The following is a 19,408-nucleotide window of genomic DNA, read 5'->3' as shown; positions in this document are numbered from 1 at the left end:
GCCTTTCACCGCCTTAAGCCTGAAAACCCTGTTTAAAGTCTTCAATAGCTTTTCTTAAGTCTTTTTCAAGTTCATCATCAATTTTCTTTTTAGTTTTTATTGCTTCTAAAATAGAAGGTCTATTTGATTTTAAGAATTGTAAGAATTCTTTTTCAAATTTTGATATGCTTGATGTTGGTATATCATCAAGATATCCATTTACACCAGCAAATACGACTGCAATCTGATCTTCAACATCCATAGGCATATATTGCCCCTGTTTTAACAGTTCAGAAAGCTTTTCACCTCTGATTAACTGTTTCCTTGTTGATTCATCAAGTTCTGTTGCAAATTGCGCAAATGCTTCAAGTTCACGGTACTGTGCAAGATCAAGCCTCAAACTACCAGCAACCTGTTTCATAGCTTTAATCTGTGCAGCACCACCAACCCTTGAAACTGATAAACCAACATTAACAGCTGGTCTTTGTCCTGCATAGAACAATGATGGTTCAAGATAAATCTGTCCATCTGTAATAGAAATAACATTTGTAGGAATATATGCAGAAACATCATTTGCCTGTGTTTCGATTATAGGTAATGCGGTTAATGAACCTCCGCCATATTTTTCATTTAATCTTGCTGCCCTTTCCAATAATCTGGAATGCAAGTAAAATACATCACCTGGATATGCTTCACGTCCTGGTGGTCTTCTCAAGAGCAATGAAAGTTCCCTATAAGCTGCTGCGTGTTTTGAAAGGTCATCATATACAACAAGTGCATCTTTTCCATTAAACATGAAATATTCGCCCATTGCACAACCTGCATATGGAGCAAGATACAATAATGATGCTGGATCACTTGCACTTGCTACAACAACTGTTGTATATTCCATTGCACCATGTTGCTCAAGTTTTGCAACTGTTCTTGCAACAGATGATGATTTCTGACCTACTGCAACATAAATACAGTGAACGCCTTTACCTTTTTGGTTAATGATTGTATCTATAGCTATTGCTGTTTTACCTGTTTGTCTATCTCCAATAATTAATTCCCTTTGACCTCTTCCAATAGGAATCATTGTATCAATAGCTTTTAAACCTGTCTGTAATGGTGTATCAACAGGCTTTCTTAATACAACACCTGGAGCTTTAAATTCTATTGGTCTTGTATTTTTAGCATTAATTGGACCTTTTCCATCTAAAGGCTGTCCCAATGGATTAACAACTCTTCCTAATAATTCTTCTCCAACAGGAACTTCTGCAATTCTTCCTGTTCTAACAACTTTGTTTCCTTCCTTAATAACCTTATAATCACCAAGTATAATAATACCAACATTATCTTCTTCAAGGTTTAAGGCTATACCATCTATTACTTCACCTTCATCTGTATGGATTTCCACAAGCTCACTTGCCATTGCATCTCTTAACCCATATGCTCTGGCAATACCGTCACCAACCTGGATAATCCATCCAACTTCTTTTATTTCACCTGATTCATATGATTTAATACGTTCCTCAATTACCTTTTCAAGTTCATCAGGATTTATTCTCAAAACAAATCACCCCCGCTTGGAAGCGTACTCGCGTCCGATTTTTTCCAGTATTCCTTTTACTGAATAGTCAAATACTTTGTCTTCAAGTTGTAATTGCATACCACCTATTAATGATTCGTCTATTTCAGAATCTAACTCTGCTGTTCTACCGGTTTTTTTATGTATTAATCCTCTTAATTCTTCTATATTTTCTTTATTTAAGGCATAAGGTGTTATAACCTTTACCTTTACTACTTTTTTTAGTTCATTGTTTTTTTGTTCTAATAAAGTAAAAATCATTGGCAACATTAATTGCCTCTTCTTATAAACAATAGCTCTAATAAACTTATTAAAATCAACATCATCTATCTCTGCTGTTTTTGCTATCTCCATAGCAATATAATCCTTTGGAAGCAAAGGATTACCTATCATATCAGCAAACATATGATCATTTTCAATTTTTTCAACTATTTTCTTTATAGCATTAACATATTCTTCTAACTTATCCAATTTATTATTTTTTGATAAATATTCAAAAAAAGCATCTACATATCTTGTTGCAACTGAAATTGAAGCTTTCATAACTTTTCACCCTTATCCAAAGCTTCAAATGCTCTTTTAATTATTTCTTCGTTCACTTTTTCATCGATATTTTTCTTTAAAATCATTGATGCAATTGCAATTGATAATGAAACAACTTTATTTTGTATATCTTTATATGCTTCTTCTTTAATTTCAGCTGCTTCTTTTTCTGCTGCAGAAATTATTCTGCTTTTCTCATTCATTGCATCTTCTTTAGCTTTGGCAATTATATCTTTTGCAAGATTTTCTGCATCTTTTATAATATCTTCTTTCTTTGCTCTTATCTCTTCAAGCTCTTTATTTGCCTGAGCTAATTTCTCTTCAGCTTCTTTTCTGAGTTTTTCAGATTGATTTAACTCACTTTCAACTATTTGCCTTCTTTTCTCTGCAATATCAAAAAATGGTTTGTATAATGATACCCAGAGAAAATATAATAAAACAAAAAATCCTGCTAAATTAACCAATGACGTAAAATTTATATCTAACATTTACTTGCACCCCCTTTTATGGGGATTACTACCCCGAATATATATTATGGTAAAACGATTAACATCAATAATGCGATAACCAATGAATATAAACCTGTTGATTCTGTAACAGCCATAGCAAGCAACATTCTTGTTGTTAATGTACCAGCCATTTCAGGTTGTCTTGCCATAGCATCCATAGCATGAGCACCAACATTACCTTCTCCAACACCTGGACCTACAGCACCAATACCCATAGCTAAACCTGCACCAATAAATTTACCCATGTAGTATAAACCTGTACCTAATGCAGCTTCACTTCCTGATTTTACAATTTCCTGTGCTACCTGTTCAACAGCCATTTAAATCTACCTCCTTAAAAAGATTTATTGTTGATACAAAAATTATTCTTCAAGCAATGATCCCATATATGCTATTGCAAGCAACGAAAACACAAAAGCCTGTATAAATCCAACAAATATTCCAAAAAATCCCCATAAAAATACAGGTAATACAAAATATTTAATCATATAACTGATGATTAATACAAGAATACCTCCACCAAATATATTACCAAACAACCTTAATGAATGCGAAACTGGTTTTGCTATTTCTCCAATAAGATTCAAAGGAAATAACAAAGGTGTTGGTTCAAAAAACATCTTTATCCAGCTACCAATACCTTTAGCTTTAATTGCAAAGATATGACTTATTACCAAAACCATTACAGCAAATGTTCCATTTGTATTTAAATCTGATGTTGGAGTATACCATGTGTCTGTCAAAATTCCAAATTTTATACCTTCTTCCGTAGGAGCTACATTTATACCCGGAAAACCTGAAAGTAAATTAGCAACAAGAATAAATAAAAATAGTGTTGTTGAAATAGCAAATATTGCTTTTCTATATCTTTGATTTGGAACAGCGTCTTCCACTAATTCCCAAAAGTATTCCAGCAAAGCCTCCACTATCGATTGTTTCTTGTTTGGAATTAATTCAAATTTTACACCCGCAGCAAAAACTATCAATAATAAAATAATAAGTCCGGACATAATTAATGTCATTGGATTAATAGTATTCCAAAAAGAGGGTGTATCTCCAAACGTATAAGTCCATCTTAATCCTACACCTTCCAAATTAGCTGAAGGAAAAAAGATGAAATTTACAAGCCCTAATCCTAAATAGATCAGGAATAAAACAAGAAGTGTTTTTTTCTGACTTTCAGACATAATATATTCCTCCCCGTTATTTTGGTGAAAGTAGTGCAGCTATTTTCATATTTAATAATCCTAAAAATGTTAAAAACAATCCTACCTCAGAAAAAAGTGCTCCAACAAGTAATATTATACCAAAAAAAATATATCGTATAATATACCCTTTTGGAAATTTCTGTTTGCCGTTGGTTACTATTTTTTTAATATCTTCAACTATCATTAAAATTCCAATTACGGCTCCAAAGCTCCCCCAAAAAATCCATAATGATTTCAAACCAAAAAAAACAAACAAAATTACGACTTCTCCCAGAGAAAGGATTCCTATTTTAATCGCTATTTCCTTCATTTTTTCCAGTAGTTGTTTGTCTATTTCTTTGTTGTTTAAATTCATTATCCTGTTTTTCTGCCTCCTTCATTAATTCCATTATCCCTTGATATAAACCAGAAATAATACCTAAAAACAAAAAGATTATCTTCCACACCTCTGCATGTGTTATGGAAGATAATATATATCCTATTATGTAGCCAACAAATATATTTGCCAATACAGTTAAAGCAAAAAAATATACCAGATTAAGTTGCGCAAATATTTTAATATCTACTCCAAATTTATCTCGCCTTCTCATATCGCGCTTTTTAATACTACAAAAAACTCTTCAGAATACTTTCCTTCTATTGTTAACGGGAATCTCAAAGAAACACCATCTTTAATAAAGATAATGTTATTTCCATGCATAATCGAAGGAGGAGTAATATTTATCTTATAACCAAGCTGTTCAAGATTCACTGCTATCGCTCCGGATATCATATTTCCAAGTTCTCCTAAAGCACTTAAACTCATTTCATCAAGTTTTTCAACAGGCATTCCCATCATCATCTTAGAAACAACCGCTCTTGCTGATTCTTCAGAAAGACCTATATGAATATTCCCGTGTAAATCCCCTATAAAACCTATGGTAACAACAACTTCATAGGATCTTCCCTCTCCTTTATCAACAACAGGTTTCTGGATAGCAATATCCATATCATTTGTTGCCATCTTAAATGTTTTTGAGAAAGCATCGAGAATAGAATTAATTACTTTTACATTCATAGTATTCCTCCTTTAACTTATTCATACATATTATACTATAATTTTAATAAAATTACAATAATATCAAAAATAAATTTTATTAATTATAATTAGCCATTCTAACTATACAATATCTCCTGCATATGATATAATACTGTTAAGACGATTTGAATATTAAATATGAATTATAAATATTTTCTTTCATTTTAATATTTCAGGGAGGGAGAATTATGCGAATAGGAATTTTAACTGGTGGTGGAGATTGTCCCGGTTTAAATGCTGTTATTAGAGGTATTGTTAGATCTTCAGGCGAAGGTTATGAAATTTATGGAGTTTTAAACGGATGGAAAGGTATGTTATCAAAAGATGTTATGAAACTTGATAATGAAGATGTAGAAGGTATTCATATTTTAGGCGGAACTATTCTCGGAACTGCAAGAGTAAACCCATTTAAAAGAGAAGAAGATAGAATGCTTTTAGAAAAAAATTTTAAAGAACTTGGGTTTGACGCTTTAATAGCCATTGGCGGTGATGATACCTTATCAGTTGCTGCTAAACTTTCAAGTTTAGGATATCCTGTAGTTGGTGTTCCTAAAACTATAGATAATGATGTTTCAAATACAGATTATACTTTTGGTTTTCATACCGCTGTAAACGTTGGCGCAGATGCCATTGATAGATTGCATTCTACTGCGAAATCACATCAACGTGTAATGATTGTTGAACTTATGGGAAGAGAAGCTGGCTGGATAACCATTGAAGCTGGACTTGCGGCAGGAGCTCATTTAATTTTGATTCCAGAATTTCCAATGACTATAAATGAAATTGTAACATATGTCAATAGAAGAATGAAAAAAAATAGATATATGATAATAGCTGTAGCAGAAGGATTTAAACCAACAGAATTAGAAGAAGTGGTTGCAGATAAATCAACAATAGATGCCTTTGGACATATTAGATTGGGTGGTGTAGCTCATTATCTTGCAGAAATAATAGAACAAAAAACAGGTTATGAAACACGTTCTGTAGTTCTCGGTCATCTATTAAGAGGCGGAACCCCAACTGCATTTGACAGAATACTTGGAACAAGATATGGCGTAGAAGCTATGAATTTAGTCAAAAAAAGAGATTTTGGAAGAATGGTTGCATTAAAGGGAAATGAAATTATCTCCATCCCATTGGAATATGGTGTAGCAACCAAAAAACTTGTCCCTTTTGAATATTATAAACTTGCTCAAATTTTCTTTGATTAAAGATGTTAAATTATCAATATGAGGTGGAACTATGAATTATGCGGTAACAATTGGTACTTTCGACGGCGTACATAAAGGTCATCAGGTAATTTTAAAAAAAACTCTGGATTATGCGGAAAAACATCAATTAAAACCCAAAGCATATATAATGAAATATCCGGCTTTACATCATTTTTCCAATGATTTTGTTGGATTAATTTACCCATCATATAAAAGAGAAGAAATTTTGCAATCTATGGGTTTTGAAACAGAAGTATTTGAACTTCCAGATGTCATCAACATTACTCATGGAGAATACCTGGATTTTCTTTTAAATAATGGAATGAAATGTATAGTATGCGGAGAAGATTTTACATTTGGTAAAGGTAAAAAAGGAGATATAAATTTCCTTCTCGCAGAAAGACATAAGAAAGATTTTATAGTGGAAATAATAAACGATATAAAAACTTCAGAAACACGTATTAGTTCAACATTTATAAGAAGGTCTATACAAAATGGAAGAATTGAAGAAGCAAATAAGTTACTCGGAAGAAACTGGACATTGGAAGGCCCCGTATATGAAGATAGGCATGTTGGATTTAAACTGGGATTTCCAACAGCAAACATTGATATTAGATATAAAGAAAAAATTATTTACCCTAAATTTGGAGTATATCTTGTATATGGCGGGGTAAAAAATTCACCATACAAGTATTTCGGTCTTATGAGCGTTGGAATGAGACCAACCTTTAATCTGGATATAAAAGAACCAAAGGTTGAAATATATTTCCTTGATTATTTTGGTGATTTATATAATAAAGTCATTGAAGTTGAAGTTTTAAAATTCATGAGAGAAGAAATGAAATTTTCATCTGAAAAAGAATTAATCAGTCAAATGATAAAAGATGAAGACAATGCAAGAAAGTTATTGTCACAATTCCAAAACTAAAATTTCTTAACTATTGATTATTATAAAAAATCCTGAGAGAATTAACAACTCTCAGGATTTTTTTATTGAAAAAGATATTTTTTTTTGATATAATATTGTACAAGTTTGTTAAAAATATAATTTATTAACAAAAAAGGAGGGAAAATGTGGAATTTTATGATTCAAATGAAAAAAAAGATATTTTTTACTTCTTTGCTATTTTTCTTATGGTTTTGTATTCAAATATTGCATTATATATGCGTCTTCCTTATGGAAATGGCATTTTGAATTTTATTACAATATATATACTCTTTAAAAGCATAATCTCATTTACTAAAGAAGATGATTTATATTTTCTTAGAATAGATATCAACAGCGTACTAGAAAATTTTAAGGATACGAAATTGCTTTTGCTGATATTGGCATTAACGCTAATTCATGTTTTACATAATATTAAATATAACATATATGTTTTTTATAACAAATCCTCTATTATTTTTGCAATTATCCTAATTTATTTTCTATGTATAAAATTACGTGATGATATGGAACATGCATATCCAGACAGTATTATATCACCATTCTTAATAGCTTTCTTTGCATCATTATTTGTAAATGGGTTGAAACTTACAAACAGTTCATTTTATTTTTCATTTAATAATGTTTTATTCACAGGATATATATATTCCTTTGTATTTTTTCTTTTGATGTATTATATTATAAAAAGATCCGATCATATTTATTGGGCACTTATTATTTATTTACTATAATCTTTTACAAGGAGGAATACTATGGGAAAAACAAAATTTATTTTAAATCTTTTAATCGTTGCTGCAATATTCTACCTTATATGGCTAAATACAGAATATAAACTTAAACTACATGAATCTAATATATTTGGAAAAATGTACAGTTGCATAAAAAACAACTACTATCCAGAATTAACAGATGAAGAAATTGATGATATGTTATATAATGCTATACAGGGACTTCATACAAAATATAGCGATTTTATAAAATCCAATAAAGATTATGTTGATCTCGCATCAGATTATGCATATAAACTGGGTTTTACAGGAAAATATAATTTTAAAAAACAGGCAGTAGAGGTATCAGAGGTCTTTTTCGGTTCAAAGGTTTATAAAGAAGGTTTGCGTTCAGGGGATTATATAATAGCAATTAACGGCAAAGATGTTAGAAGAGATGATATTCCCTCATTTGAAAACACGGAAAATTTTACAATAACTGTTTTAAACAAAAATCGAGAAACATTTAACATTTCCTTTTCAAAAAGGACGGGTTTTTATAAAATGATGGATACAAAGGTCATTAAAGAAAAAGAAAAAAAATTTTTGATAATAAAAATCAATTATTTTGGTGAAGGATTATTTGAAGGATTTAATGATTATATTAATCTTGCAATTGAAAGAAAAATCGACAATATAATTATTGACTTAAGAAATAATCATGGTGGTTCTTTAAATGAAGCTCAAAAAGTCCTTTCGCTTTTATCTCCTCAAAATGTATTTTATAATATAAAACTTAAAAATAATTATTATATGCTCAGTCGAATTCAAAATATCAAATACAGAAAAGAATTAAATAATAAAAAAATAGTTGTAATTGTAAACAGATTTAGCGCTTCAGCTTCTGAATTGGTTGGATTATATCTCAGGGATAATAACCTTGCAACTGTTATTGGCGAAAGAACTTATGGAAAATCTGAAATTTTAAATACATTTTCTCTTGATGAAAATAGAAAAATAATAATACCTGTAGGACAATATATATCTTTAAATGGCGAAAATATTTCAGGAAAAGGTTTTGAACCAAACATAAAAATCGAAGATCCTGATTTTGGTATAATATATGAAAATATCAGAGAACCAGAAGAAGATCTTTTATTAGAAAAAGCTATTGATATTTGTTTAAAAAATCCCCCTTCATTATCCTGAAGGGGGAAAATTTATTTTTCTTCCTCATTTATTTTCAAAATTGCAAGAAATGCATTTTGAGGTATTGTTACCCTACCAATTTGGCGCATTCTTTTCTTACCTTCTTTTTGTTTTTCAAGCAATTTCATCTTTCTTGTTATATCTCCACCATAACACTTTGCAAGAACATCTTTCCTATATGCTTTAATTGTGGATCTTGCAATAATTCTTCCATCTGCTTTTGCCTGTATTGGAATTTCAAACTGATGTTTTGGGATGAGATCCTTTAATTTTTCTACCATTTTCTTCGACATTTCATATAATTTACTTCTATGTGCAATAAACGACAACGCTTCAACTGGCTCTCTATTAACAAGTATTGTAACCTTTAATAAATCAGATTTTCTAAATCCTATTAATTCATAATCCATTGAAGCATATCCGCGGCTAATCGCTTTCATTCTATCAAAGAAATCAAAGATTATTTCGCCAAGTGGAACTTCAAAATGCATAACTACCCTATCTTTACCAGCATTTGATACAGAAACAAATTCTCCTCGTTTTTCATTTTGAACTACACCCATTAAACCGCCCATATATTCTGTTGGTGTAATAATATCAAGTTTTACATATGGTTCATATACTTCTTCCAATAAATCCTGATCAGGAAATTGTGTTGGATCATGAATTTCTATTTCTTCGCCATTTTTCAATTTAGCCTTATAAACAACATTTGGAGCTGTTAATATAATGGCTAATTCAAATTCTCTTTCTATTCTTTCTCTTACAACATCCATATGTAATAATCCAAGAAAACCACATCTAAAACCAAATCCAAGCGCAGGTGAATGTTCAGGATTAAAGGTTAAAGCAGCGTCATTTAATTTTAGTTTATCAAGCGCTTTTCTTAATTCTTCATAATAATCTGGAACACCAGGATATATACCGGCATATACCATAGGTTTCACTTCTTTATATCCTGGCAATGGTTCATCTATTGGATCTGTTGCACTTGTTATGGTATCACCTACACGTGCAAGCTCAACCTCTTTGATTCCTGCGATTATATATCCAACTTCACCAGCAGATAATGAATCTGTTTTTTGCATTTCGGGATGGAATATTCCAACTTCAACAACTTCATATGTTTCTTTATTTGACATAGTCATTATTTTATCGCCAGTTTTAACTGTTCCTCCATATATTCTCGTATATATGATTACTCCTCTATATTTATCATACTTTGCATCAAATATCAAAGCCTTTAACTTATCTTCACTTGTTCCTTTGGAGGTAGGAGCTGGAATTCTCTTTATAATCTCTTCAAGTAGCTCTTCAACACCTTCACCTGTTTTTCCGGACACCTTTAACGCGTCATCTGCTGAAATACCTATTAAATCTTCTATTTCAGCCAATGTCTCTTCAACATTGGCATTTGGCAAATCGATTTTATTGACCGCAGGAATAATTTCAAGATCATTTTCTATTGCAAGATATGTATTTGCAACTGTTTGTGCTTCTACCCCCTGAGATGCATCAACGAGCAACACTGCTCCTTCACATGCTGCAAGACTTCTTGAAACCTCATATGTAAAATCAACATGCCCCGGTGTATCTATAATATTTATTTCATAGGTATTTCCATCTTTAGCTGGATACATAATTTTAACAGGTTGTGCTTTTATTGTAATACCTCTTTCCTGTTCAATATCCATCATATCAAGATATTGGTCATGCATTTTACGATTATCAATGCTTTTTGTTATTTCAAGTATTCTATCAACCAATGTTGTTTTACCATGATCTATATGCGCTATAATACTGATATTTCTTATCAATTCAGGATTATACATAACTTCACCTCCGTCTATTACAACAATGAAAATTTTCTATATTATATCAGAAAAGTTTTTCAAATTTGCTAATATGAAAATTAAAATTGTGATATAATTCTTCTTGGTGGAGAATTTTAAAATTTATTATATCAGGAGGTGCCTCATGAAAAAAAATATTTTAATCTCTCTTTTACTATTGTTATTTATCACTTCATTTTCCATTAATTATGAAATAACCAATAATTATCTCGAATTAAAAATACCGTTTTGGAGTACTAAAAATCAAAATCTTGGAATATCAGGAAAATATCCATTCTCTTACGATTTACACTTTCCAACACTTGGAACATATTATACTGGCTCCAAAGAATTTTATACATATCAAAAAATATTCTTTAAAAAAATAAAATTAAAAATCGGCGAAAGAATTTTTGATTTTGGAATAAAATACGATATAGAAAACAATTCTCCAGAAATTTTTTATTCTATAAAAAAATACTCCAATCAACTGGCAATGAAAAGCTTCTCATATTCATACAATTCAGTATTTAAAAACGGAAGTGAAACACGTAATCTTTCTTCTTCTAACATATTAGCAGCTACTATATTAAAGCTCACCACATATTCAAATAGTTTCAAATATAAAAATACAGATTTTTCTGTGTCAAATTACTCAGTATATGCACAAAGATACATGAAAATACCTTTTATTCTAGGTGAATCCTCTTTAGGTATTTCGCTGAGTTTACCTGTTGGAATATTAGAAAACAAGTATTTTTCTGGATTTTGGGGATACGGAGTTTTATATTCTGAAAATAATTATTATCCTTATTTCACATTTCAATCACCATTTAAAATAGATAAAAGCGAATATTATATTGGCATGCAGATGAAGATGTCCGAAGATGCTGGGTTCTTATTGTATCTAAGCAAAAACGATATTAAAAATCCTTTAAGCATAATAATAACCAATAATGGATGGTGTTTCTTCATTGAATACTAATAAAATTGGATTATATATACATATTCCATTTTGCAAATCAAAATGTTTATATTGTGATTATCCCATGACAACAAATTTAAATATTCAGGATAGATATTTTGAATCGCTTTTTAAGGAAATAGATTTATATAAGGACAAAAATCTGAAAATCGAAACTCTTTTTTTAGGCGGTGGAACACCTACTTATGTTGATATAAAAAATATAGAAAAATTATTTAAAAAATTATCAGATTCTTTCAATTTTCAACCTGACGAAATAACTATTGAAAGCAATCCTGAAATTCTTACTGAAGAATTATTACATACATATTTCTCACTTGGTATAAATAGACTGAGTATTGGTGTGCAAACTTTTGATAATGAAATCTTAAAAAGAATGAATAGAAAATACAACAACGAAGTTATACAGGAAAAGTATTATCTTGCTAGAAGGTATTTTTCAAATATAAATTTTGATTTTATCTTAGGATTACCAGGAGATAACTGGAAAAGTTTAGAAGAAAATATTAAATATATAGAAAAAATGCAGCCTGATCATGTCTCATATTATATTTTTGATAGCGATCATGAAACTCCACTTCGGAGTTTACTAAACAAAGGAAAACTTTCATTACCTGATGATGCATTTATAGAAGAAGGTTATGATTTTGTTATTTCTGAACTTTCAAAAGTAGGTTATCAACGTTACGAAATTTCCAATTGGGCAAAAAATAATTTTGAATGTAAACATAATCTAAAATACTGGAATAACGAAAATTATCATGGTTTTGGAATTTCTGCCGGTGGTCATATTGGCAATATAAGATATACAAAAACATGGATATTGAAAGACTATATGGAAAAATTAGCAAACAATGAAATTCCATATGATTATTATGTTCAAAATGAACCTTTAAATGAATTAACAGAAGAATTATTTATGGGATTAAGACTTATAAAAGGAATAAGCGTTAAAAATTTAGAAAAAAAATACGGAGATTTATTTTTAAAATTCATCAAAAATTTGAGTACTGAGGTATCTGATATGATTATTGTTGATGATTACGTCAGATTAAACGAAAAAGGCCTGGATTTATCTAAAATGGTATTTGAAAAAATACTGGAAGTGAGGGAAAATATATTATGAGTTTAAGGGATAGGGTAGATGAATATATAAAAAAAAATAAATTATTGGAAATAAGTTTTCCTGAAAAGAAAAATATTGAAGATTGGGACAATTATTTTATGAAAATAGCTTTTCTTGTTAGTGAGAGATCATCGTGTACCCATAGAAAGGTTGGAGCTGTAATAGTAAAGGATAAACGCGTATTGGCAACAGGCTACAACCAGCCACCATCAGGTTTTCCTCACTGTGATCAAATTACCTGTATCAGAGATGAATTAAATATAAAAAGCGGTGAACATCAGGAAATATGTTATGGATTACACGCTGAACAAAATGCTTTAATGCAGGCAGCAAAATTCGGAATTTCAACTGACGGTGCAACAATATATGTAACTCATCAACCATGTTCTGTTTGCGCAAGGCTTATAATAAACGCCGGTATTAAGCGTGTAATATATGGTGGAGATTATCCAGATTCATTAACAAAATTATTTTTTAAACTTTCAAATATTGAATACAGGCTATTCCAATTAAAATAAATCGGAGGTGCGGCATGCCTACTCAAAAGTATTTTCAGTATCTCAGAAAAGATAGACTTCCAAATGTATGGTGTCCAGGCTGCGGAAATGGTATAATTATGAAATCTTTTATTGAAGCAGCTGCTAATTTAAACCTTGATAAAAATAAGGTTGCTGTTGTTTCTGGTATTGGTTGTTCTTCAAGAGTTACAGGATATTTAGATTTTAATACTCTTCACACATTACACGGAAGAGCTATTCCATTTGCTACAGGTGTAAAGCTTGCAAGGCCTGATCTCGAAGTTGTTGTAATGGGTGGAGATGGTGATATGCTCGCTATTGGTGGAAATCATTTTATACACGCCTGTAGAAGAAATATGAATCTAACAGTAATACTATTTAATAATACAATATACGGCATGACAGGTGGTCAATATTCACCAACCACTCCTCATGAAGCAACTGCTTCAACAGCACCATATGGAAATGTTGAGCGCTCTTTTGATCCTGTTCAAATGGCTATTGCTTCTGGTGCTACCTATGTTGCAAGAAGTACAGTATATCATTACATGCAAAGCGTTAAATATATAGAAAATGCTATAAAACACAAAGGTATGTCTGTTGTTGAAATAGTATCAAATTGTCATACTTACTATGGAAGATATAATGGAATGTCAAAACCAACACAGTTTATGGACTACTTTAAAAATAATGCTATTACAATAAACAAAGCAAAAGATATGTCAAAAGAAGAATTGGAAGGAAAAATAGTAATTGGAGAATTCCATAAAGATGATGCTAAAAAAACCTATTTAGACTTATACGCAGAAATCTCTGCTAAATTAGGTGGTGTTGCTAAATGAAATTAAGAGAACCTTCAAGCATAAGAATTAGCGGTATGGGCGGTCAGGGTAATATTTTAATGGGATTAATACTTGCTGAATCATTGGTAAAAGAAGGGTATTGGGTTGTTCAATCTCAACACTATGGTGCTCAGGTTAGGGGAGGTTTATCATTTTGTGACGTTCTTTTTTCTGAAGAAACCATAGATTACCCTAAAGCTGAAACATTTGATGTATTATACTTAATGCATGATATTGCATTCTCTCATCTTTCAAAAGTTAAAAATAATGGTATCATATTCTACGACAGCTCATATATAAAAGCATTACCTCAAACTGTTGCAAGGGTAACAAAAAAGATTATCCCAATTCCTGCTTCAAAATTAGCTTATGAAAAATTAGGCAATTCAAATGTTGCTAATATGATAGGTTTAGGGGCAATTGCTAAAAATTGTGGCATTGTTAGCCTTGATACATTAGTAGAAGTAATGAAAAAGAGAGTTAATGAGAGATTTTATGAAATAGATGAAAAAGCATTAAAGATTGGATATGAATTCGTCGAAAAGAAATATGAAATAAAAAATAACGGACATTCAGTAGGAAGAGGTTTTTAATGAGAAAATTTTCAAAAAGTTTAAAATTTGCTATCCAGGGATTATTTGAAGTTTTTACAACCCAAAGAAATTTCAAAATACAAACTACATTTGCATTATTGGCTTTTATATTGGCTATTATATTAAATCTTGATGAAAGTCAGATACTATGGATATCTCTGGCAATATTCATGGTACTTATCCTTGAAACAATTAATACACTTGTAGAAAAAATGATGGATTTAATGCATCCAGAATATAATGCAATTGTTGGTATTATAAAAGATTTAGGAGCAGCTGCGGTATTAATCGCAGCTACTTTTTCTATTGTTGTTGCAGCTGTAATATTCGGTGGCAAAATGTTTAATTGGCCTCCCAAATATGGTATAATTATAGGTATACTATTCATTTTATTTATAATTATCGGCAGCATCCTGAAAAAAGGGAGGGATAACAATGGATGATAAAGTAATTAAAATATTAATAGTAGACGATTCTGGATTCATGAGAATGGTTTTAAAAGACATTATTGAAAAACAAAAGGATATGAAGGTCGTTGGAATAGCCAAAACAGGTCTTGAAGGTGTTGAAAAGGCTATTCAATTAAAACCAGATGTAATTACAATGGATGTCGAAATGCCGGAATTAAACGGTCTTGAAGCTGTAAAAATAATTATGAAAAAAAGACCTACACCTATTATAATGGTTAGTAGTTTAACTTCAAAGGATTCTGAAATTACAATTGAAGCACTGGAAAATGGCGCTGTAGATTTTATACAAAAACCTGCCGGAAGCGTTTCATGGACATTCAGGACTGTTGCTGACGAATTATTGGAAAAAATAAGAAATGCTGCAAAGGTTGATGTGACTAAAATGACTATGAGAAGGATCAAACCTAAAAAACCAAGAATATCAACAATGTTAAGAGGACAAAAGATTGTTTTAATTGCTTCTTCTACTGGTGGCCCAAGATCATTAGATACAATTATTCCTAACTTACCAAAAGGGATAAATGTTCCGGTGGTTGTTGTTCAGCACATGCCTCCAGGATTTACCAATTCTCTCGCAAAAAGATTGGATAAGATTTCCGAATTGCATGTAAAAGAAGCTGAAGACAATGAAGAATTAAAACCAGATACTGTATATATTGCACCTGGAAATTACCATCTTGGTTTAAAAGCTTCCGGAAGCAAGGTATATACATTCCTTGATCAATCAGATAAAATAAATAATGTTAGACCTGCTGCAGATTTTACATTTGATCTTGCCGCAGAAATTTATAAATCAAATATAATTGCCGCAGTATTAACAGGAATGGGTAAAGATGGTGCAAAAGGTGCATTTAAAATTAAACATTATGGCGGAAAAATAATTGCTGAATCAAAAGAAACCTGCGTAGTATATGGAATGCCTAAAGCTGTTGTCGAAGAAAATTATGCAGATTTTGTTCTTCCAAATTATGAAATAGCAGATAAAATCGTAGAGTTGTTGGGAGGAAAATAATGAAAAATCGGATTTTTTTAATTATTTTAACATTATTAATTACAACTATATTTTCTGTTAATACATACACATACACAGTAAAATCTGGCGATTCTCTAGAACTAATTGCATATAAACATAATATTCCCTTATCATTAATTGTTGATTATAATCCCGAACTCGCTTATAAGAAATATATATATCCAGGACAAAAAATTAAAATCCCGGAAGAACCTGTTTTTATATATACAGTAAAATCTGGTGATAATCTTTCATATATTGCCAAATCGATGTTTACAGACTTAAATCTCTTAATAAAATACAATCATATAACAAATCCAGAAAAAATATATGTAGGTCAGAAATTATTAATACCTTACAATTATCTTGGATTATCCTACAATAAAAAGGTTACTGTTTCATGGCCTGTATGGGGAGAATTAACCTCACCTTACGGTTGGAGAATACATCCAATTTACCACGAAAAAAGATTTCATAGTGGAATAGATATAGCTTTAAGCGAAGGATTACCTATATTTTCTTCTATAACCGGAAAGGTTGTAGAAGTAAAAAAAGATAAAGGTTATGGAATATATGTAAAAATAAAGGCTGGAAAACATTATTATATATTTGCACACATGTCCAGAGCGGATGTTGTTCCTGGAATAATTGTTAAAAAGGGTGAATTAATTGGAAGAGTTGGAAGTACAGGAATATCCACAGGTCCTCATGTTCATTTTGAAGTAAGAACACTTGATGAAAAGAGCGTAAATCCTATGATCTTTTTGCCAGGAATGAAGTTTGCACATGTTGAAATAGATAAAAACTATATGGGTGGCGAGTAATGCATGAATTATAATAAAAAATTACCTCTTTTAATTTTCCTAATAATTATATTTTCAATACAATTATTTTCAAAAGACTTGTTTTTACAATGGAAAAAAGTAGATAGACTTAATTACATTGAGGAAAATGGAAAGATTTTCCTCAATGTTTCTTATTTAAAACATCTTGAATACGACGTAATTTCTACATCTGAAAATCTATTAATAATAAAATTTCAGGATACATGGTCAGCAGTTGTATTTCCAAATGCACAAATTGCCATATTGAATTCTTCTGAATCACTAACACTAGACAAAAATAATTTTAAATATATAAATAAAAATTATTATGTTGAATTAAGCACATTAGCCCAAATTGCAAATCTTGAATATTTTACTAATTCAAAGGGTTATTATTTAAATTACAACCTTGCAAAATTAAAAAGTATAGACGGCTTTTTAATGAATGAAAGATTGCGTGTTATTATGGAATTTTCAATGAAACCGGAAAAATATGAAGTATATTCGCTCACATCTGCACCGGGATATTTAATAAAAATATATGGTGCTGAGATTCCTGAAGTTTCCTTTTCAAAAACATATAACAATAAATTCCTAAAACAGATAAAAGCCATGCAACATTCTAAAAAAGAAATATGGGTAACCATAATACTTGGTGCCGAAGCAAAAAAATATACCAAAATCACAGAAAACGGAAGAATTATTCTTGATATAGAATTAACAGAAAAATTCACTGCACCTATAGTGGTTTTAGATCCCGGACATGGAGACTTTGATCCTGGTGCTCTTGGATATCTTGGAACGAAAGAAAAAGATGTCGCTTTAAAGGTTGCATTAAAAACACAGGAATTATTAAAAAATAAAAATATAAGGGTTTATCTCACAAGAAGCTATGATAAATTTGTAGAATTATATAATCGTGCAAAATTTGCAAATGATGTTGGGGCAGATTTATTTGTAAGTATACATCTCAATTCATATCTTGAAAATCGAAGTGTTCGAGGTTCAGAAATTTATTATTTCTCATTTTCAAACGATAAATACGCCAGAAAAATCGCAAGGAAAGAAAACCTCGACATGAAAAAAAATAAGGATATAATAGAATCAAGAGTTATAGAAAAGAAAAATTCAATTCCAGAAAGCAAAAAATTTGCAGAATTATTAAAAAAACGCATCAAAGAAAATAACATTCCTTTTAGATCCATACATGCAGCTGAATTTGCAGTACTGGCATATACTAAATGCCCGGCAGTATTATTTGAACTTGAATTTCTTTCAAATCCAACAGTAGAAATAAGCTTTAAATCCGGTGTATATATAGATTTGTTCGCTAAAATAATATCAGACAGTATTCTGGAATATTTTGGATTAAAATAATGAGGCTGTTAAAGCCTCATTATTTTATTAATTGCAGGAATTTTTCTTCATTTTTTCGCCAATATACTGAGGTTAGATTGATATTTTGATAGAAATTTAATAATACACCTTCAAATCACTAATAAAGATTACTTAGATATAAAATATATCAAATTCTCACATGGTTTTATATTTCCCACCGGATATTCTTTCCCTCTAAAAACTTCATTTAATACTTTTATTTTTTCTTTTCCAGAAATTAAAAAAACAACGTTTTTACTATTATTTATAGTATTATATGTAAAGGTTATTCTTGGAACTAATGGATTTGCATTTTTTGGTATAACATAATCAATATACTTATTATTTGAAATTTCAATATCTGGAAAAATTGAGGCAACATGTCCATCATTCCCCATTCCCAAAAGAATTAAATCAAATGAAACATCTTTATCTTTCTTCTCAAAAAATTTCAATATTTGGTTTTCATAATCTTCTACACATTTTTCAATAGGTTCGATTTCTGTTCTTATTCTAAAAATATTTTTTGGGGGAATATCTATTTTTGAAATCAACGTTTCAAAAGCCATTTTATAATTGCTATATTCATTTTCTTTATCCACATATCTTTCATCACCAAAAAATATATATACATCATTCCAGTTTATTTTTAAATTATATTCAGATGCCAGAATTTGATACAGTAATTTTGGAGTATTGCCCCCCGCTAAGACCAGAGAAAAATACCCCTGTTTTCTTATATAATAATCATAAAAGTTAAAAACAGTTTTTGCAGTTTCAAAACTCATTTCATTTATATTTTCGTATTCAAATATTCTCATTAAAACCTCCAAATCCTCTTCTAAGAGTAGTAATTACCTTATACTTCT

General features: G+C 30.3%; 23 protein-coding genes. 13 read left to right on the top strand and 10 right to left on the bottom strand.

The window, feature by feature from the left end; all coding sequences use genetic code 11:
• Positions 1–13: 13 nt before the first annotated feature.
• Genes atpA through XO11_RS07715 form a run of 8 tightly spaced genes read right to left on the bottom strand, consistent with a single transcriptional unit; the run spans position 14 to position 4,866 of the window.
• On the bottom strand, positions 14–1,531 hold the full coding sequence (atpA, locus tag XO11_RS07750; RefSeq protein WP_014297054.1) for a F0F1 ATP synthase subunit alpha: 1,518 nt from the start codon (positions 1,529–1,531) through the stop codon (positions 14–16).
• A gap of 6 nt (positions 1,532–1,537) precedes the next feature.
• Positions 1,538–2,092, bottom strand: coding sequence for an ATP synthase F1 subunit delta (atpH, locus tag XO11_RS07745; protein ID WP_014297053.1), 555 nt, complete (start codon positions 2,090–2,092; stop codon positions 1,538–1,540).
• Positions 2,089–2,580 carry a F0F1 ATP synthase subunit B gene (gene atpF / locus XO11_RS07740; protein ID WP_014297052.1) on the bottom strand — a complete coding sequence of 164 codons (492 nt, stop codon included), beginning with the start codon at positions 2,578–2,580 and terminating at the stop codon, positions 2,089–2,091. Before atpF ends, atpH begins: the two co-directional genes overlap by 4 nt.
• A 44-nt stretch (positions 2,581–2,624) precedes the next feature.
• Positions 2,625–2,921, bottom strand: a complete 297-nt coding sequence (locus XO11_RS07735) for a F0F1 ATP synthase subunit C (RefSeq protein ID WP_014297051.1) — start codon at positions 2,919–2,921, stop codon at positions 2,625–2,627.
• 42 nt (positions 2,922–2,963) lie between these two features.
• Positions 2,964–3,788, bottom strand: a complete 825-nt coding sequence (atpB, locus tag XO11_RS07730) for a F0F1 ATP synthase subunit A (RefSeq protein WP_014297050.1) — start codon at positions 3,786–3,788, stop codon at positions 2,964–2,966.
• A 16-nt stretch (positions 3,789–3,804) separates the two neighbouring features.
• Entirely contained in the window at positions 3,805–4,164 is a 360-nt protein-coding gene (locus XO11_RS07725; RefSeq protein ID WP_148265164.1) for a hypothetical protein, read from the bottom strand.
• Positions 4,100–4,399, bottom strand: a complete 300-nt coding sequence (locus tag XO11_RS07720) for an AtpZ/AtpI family protein (RefSeq protein ID WP_014297048.1) — start codon at positions 4,397–4,399, stop codon at positions 4,100–4,102. Before XO11_RS07720 ends, XO11_RS07725 begins: the two co-directional genes overlap by 65 nt.
• Complete coding sequence (locus XO11_RS07715; protein WP_014297047.1) at positions 4,396–4,866, bottom strand: chemotaxis protein CheX; 471 nt, start codon at positions 4,864–4,866, stop codon at positions 4,396–4,398. Before XO11_RS07715 ends, XO11_RS07720 begins: the two co-directional genes overlap by 4 nt.
• Before the next feature lie 209 nt (positions 4,867–5,075).
• On the opposite strand from XO11_RS07715, the gene XO11_RS07710 reads away from it, so the two are divergent.
• The 4 genes from XO11_RS07710 to XO11_RS07695 all read left to right on the top strand — a co-directional run bounded on the left by XO11_RS07710 (position 5,076) and on the right by XO11_RS07695 (position 8,960).
• Positions 5,076–6,098 (top strand): 6-phosphofructokinase, encoded by a 1,023-nt coding sequence (locus XO11_RS07710; protein WP_014297046.1) that lies wholly within the window; start codon positions 5,076–5,078, stop codon positions 6,096–6,098.
• Positions 6,099–6,129: 31 nt separating this feature from the next.
• On the top strand, positions 6,130–7,026 hold the full coding sequence (gene ribF, locus XO11_RS07705) for a riboflavin biosynthesis protein RibF (RefSeq protein ID WP_014297045.1): 897 nt from the start codon (positions 6,130–6,132) through the stop codon (positions 7,024–7,026).
• Between the two features lie 146 nt (positions 7,027–7,172).
• Positions 7,173–7,775: a hypothetical protein gene (locus tag XO11_RS07700; protein ID WP_014297044.1), complete on the top strand. Its 603-nt coding sequence runs from the start codon at positions 7,173–7,175 to the stop codon at positions 7,773–7,775.
• Between the two features lie 21 nt (positions 7,776–7,796).
• On the top strand, positions 7,797–8,960 hold the full coding sequence (locus XO11_RS07695; protein WP_175418455.1) for a S41 family peptidase: 1,164 nt from the start codon (positions 7,797–7,799) through the stop codon (positions 8,958–8,960).
• Positions 8,961–8,971: 11 nt separating this feature from the next.
• Here XO11_RS07695 and lepA read toward each other — a convergent pair whose 3' ends face one another.
• A complete protein-coding gene (gene lepA / locus XO11_RS07690) occupies positions 8,972–10,792 on the bottom strand; it encodes a translation elongation factor 4 (protein WP_014297042.1) in 1,821 nt (606 codons plus the stop codon).
• A gap of 145 nt (positions 10,793–10,937) precedes the next feature.
• Between lepA and XO11_RS07685 the strand changes: the two genes are divergently transcribed.
• Genes XO11_RS07685 through XO11_RS07645 form a run of 9 tightly spaced genes read left to right on the top strand, consistent with a single transcriptional unit; the run spans position 10,938 to position 18,539 of the window.
• The gene (locus XO11_RS07685; protein ID WP_014297041.1) at positions 10,938–11,777 is read left to right on the top strand and encodes a hypothetical protein; all 840 of its coding nucleotides are present in this window, start codon (positions 10,938–10,940) and stop codon (positions 11,775–11,777) included.
• Positions 11,767–12,903 carry a radical SAM family heme chaperone HemW gene (hemW, locus tag XO11_RS07680; RefSeq protein ID WP_171814213.1) on the top strand — a complete coding sequence of 379 codons (1,137 nt, stop codon included), beginning with the start codon at positions 11,767–11,769 and terminating at the stop codon, positions 12,901–12,903. The genes XO11_RS07685 and hemW overlap by 11 nt, the downstream gene beginning before the upstream one ends.
• Positions 12,900–13,421, top strand: coding sequence for a dCMP deaminase family protein (locus XO11_RS07675; RefSeq protein WP_175418454.1), 522 nt, complete (start codon positions 12,900–12,902; stop codon positions 13,419–13,421). Before hemW ends, XO11_RS07675 begins: the two co-directional genes overlap by 4 nt.
• A gap of 14 nt (positions 13,422–13,435) precedes the next feature.
• Complete coding sequence (locus XO11_RS07670) at positions 13,436–14,263, top strand: 2-oxoacid:ferredoxin oxidoreductase subunit beta (RefSeq protein WP_014297038.1); 828 nt, start codon at positions 13,436–13,438, stop codon at positions 14,261–14,263.
• The gene (locus tag XO11_RS07665; protein ID WP_014297037.1) at positions 14,260–14,856 is read left to right on the top strand and encodes a 2-oxoacid:acceptor oxidoreductase family protein; all 597 of its coding nucleotides are present in this window, start codon (positions 14,260–14,262) and stop codon (positions 14,854–14,856) included. Before XO11_RS07670 ends, XO11_RS07665 begins: the two co-directional genes overlap by 4 nt.
• On the top strand, positions 14,856–15,299 hold the full coding sequence (locus XO11_RS07660) for a diacylglycerol kinase family protein (RefSeq protein WP_014297036.1): 444 nt from the start codon (positions 14,856–14,858) through the stop codon (positions 15,297–15,299). The genes XO11_RS07665 and XO11_RS07660 overlap by 1 nt, the downstream gene beginning before the upstream one ends.
• A complete protein-coding gene (locus XO11_RS07655) occupies positions 15,292–16,338 on the top strand; it encodes a chemotaxis response regulator protein-glutamate methylesterase (RefSeq protein ID WP_014297035.1) in 1,047 nt (348 codons plus the stop codon). Before XO11_RS07660 ends, XO11_RS07655 begins: the two co-directional genes overlap by 8 nt.
• On the top strand, positions 16,338–17,162 hold the full coding sequence (locus tag XO11_RS07650) for a M23 family metallopeptidase (protein ID WP_014297034.1): 825 nt from the start codon (positions 16,338–16,340) through the stop codon (positions 17,160–17,162). Before XO11_RS07655 ends, XO11_RS07650 begins: the two co-directional genes overlap by 1 nt.
• A 3-nt stretch (positions 17,163–17,165) precedes the next feature.
• Positions 17,166–18,539, top strand: a complete 1,374-nt coding sequence (locus tag XO11_RS07645) for an N-acetylmuramoyl-L-alanine amidase (protein ID WP_014297033.1) — start codon at positions 17,166–17,168, stop codon at positions 18,537–18,539.
• Between the two features lie 128 nt (positions 18,540–18,667).
• Here the strand turns inward: XO11_RS07645 and pgl are convergent, their stop codons facing one another.
• The gene (pgl, locus tag XO11_RS07640; RefSeq protein WP_175418453.1) at positions 18,668–19,360 is read right to left on the bottom strand and encodes a 6-phosphogluconolactonase; all 693 of its coding nucleotides are present in this window, start codon (positions 19,358–19,360) and stop codon (positions 18,668–18,670) included.
• Positions 19,361–19,408: the final 48 nt, after the last annotated feature.

Origin of the sequence: Marinitoga sp. 1138, from assembly GCF_013363265.1 — a bacterium.
Lineage (GTDB): Bacteria > Thermotogota > Thermotogae > Petrotogales > Petrotogaceae > Marinitoga > Marinitoga piezophila.
The sequence above is the reverse complement of the archived record's forward strand: the minus strand, read 5'-3'. Positions and strand labels throughout refer to the sequence as shown.

Excerpts from the sequence above, each read along its gene's own strand:
- XO11_RS07660 (WP_014297036.1), top strand. The coding sequence starts at position 14,856 with ATGAGAAAATTTTCAAAAAGTTTAAAATTTGCTATCCAGGGATTATTT.
- XO11_RS07725 (WP_148265164.1), bottom strand. The coding sequence starts at position 4,164 with ATGAATTTAAACAACAAAGAAATAGACAAACAACTACTGGAAAAAATG.
- ribF (WP_014297045.1), top strand. The coding sequence starts at position 6,130 with ATGAATTATGCGGTAACAATTGGTACTTTCGACGGCGTACATAAAGGT.
- XO11_RS07720 (WP_014297048.1), bottom strand. The coding sequence starts at position 4,399 with ATGAGAAGGCGAGATAAATTTGGAGTAGATATTAAAATATTTGCGCAA.
- XO11_RS07710 (WP_014297046.1), top strand. The coding sequence starts at position 5,076 with ATGCGAATAGGAATTTTAACTGGTGGTGGAGATTGTCCCGGTTTAAAT.
- atpB (WP_014297050.1), bottom strand. The coding sequence starts at position 3,788 with ATGTCTGAAAGTCAGAAAAAAACACTTCTTGTTTTATTCCTGATCTAT.
- XO11_RS07695 (WP_175418455.1), top strand. The coding sequence starts at position 7,797 with ATGGGAAAAACAAAATTTATTTTAAATCTTTTAATCGTTGCTGCAATA.
- atpH (WP_014297053.1), bottom strand. The coding sequence starts at position 2,092 with ATGAAAGCTTCAATTTCAGTTGCAACAAGATATGTAGATGCTTTTTTT.
- XO11_RS07645 (WP_014297033.1), top strand. The coding sequence starts at position 17,166 with ATGAATTATAATAAAAAATTACCTCTTTTAATTTTCCTAATAATTATA.
- XO11_RS07665 (WP_014297037.1), top strand. The coding sequence starts at position 14,260 with ATGAAATTAAGAGAACCTTCAAGCATAAGAATTAGCGGTATGGGCGGT.
- XO11_RS07655 (WP_014297035.1), top strand. The coding sequence starts at position 15,292 with ATGGATGATAAAGTAATTAAAATATTAATAGTAGACGATTCTGGATTC.
- XO11_RS07675 (WP_175418454.1), top strand. The coding sequence starts at position 12,900 with ATGAGTTTAAGGGATAGGGTAGATGAATATATAAAAAAAAATAAATTA.
- pgl (WP_175418453.1), bottom strand. The coding sequence starts at position 19,360 with ATGAGAATATTTGAATACGAAAATATAAATGAAATGAGTTTTGAAACT.
- XO11_RS07715 (WP_014297047.1), bottom strand. The coding sequence starts at position 4,866 with ATGAATGTAAAAGTAATTAATTCTATTCTCGATGCTTTCTCAAAAACA.
- lepA (WP_014297042.1), bottom strand. The coding sequence starts at position 10,792 with ATGTATAATCCTGAATTGATAAGAAATATCAGTATTATAGCGCATATA.
- XO11_RS07735 (WP_014297051.1), bottom strand. The coding sequence starts at position 2,921 with ATGGCTGTTGAACAGGTAGCACAGGAAATTGTAAAATCAGGAAGTGAA.
- XO11_RS07685 (WP_014297041.1), top strand. The coding sequence starts at position 10,938 with ATGAAAAAAAATATTTTAATCTCTCTTTTACTATTGTTATTTATCACT.
- XO11_RS07650 (WP_014297034.1), top strand. The coding sequence starts at position 16,338 with ATGAAAAATCGGATTTTTTTAATTATTTTAACATTATTAATTACAACT.
- XO11_RS07670 (WP_014297038.1), top strand. The coding sequence starts at position 13,436 with ATGCCTACTCAAAAGTATTTTCAGTATCTCAGAAAAGATAGACTTCCA.
- atpF (WP_014297052.1), bottom strand. The coding sequence starts at position 2,580 with ATGTTAGATATAAATTTTACGTCATTGGTTAATTTAGCAGGATTTTTT.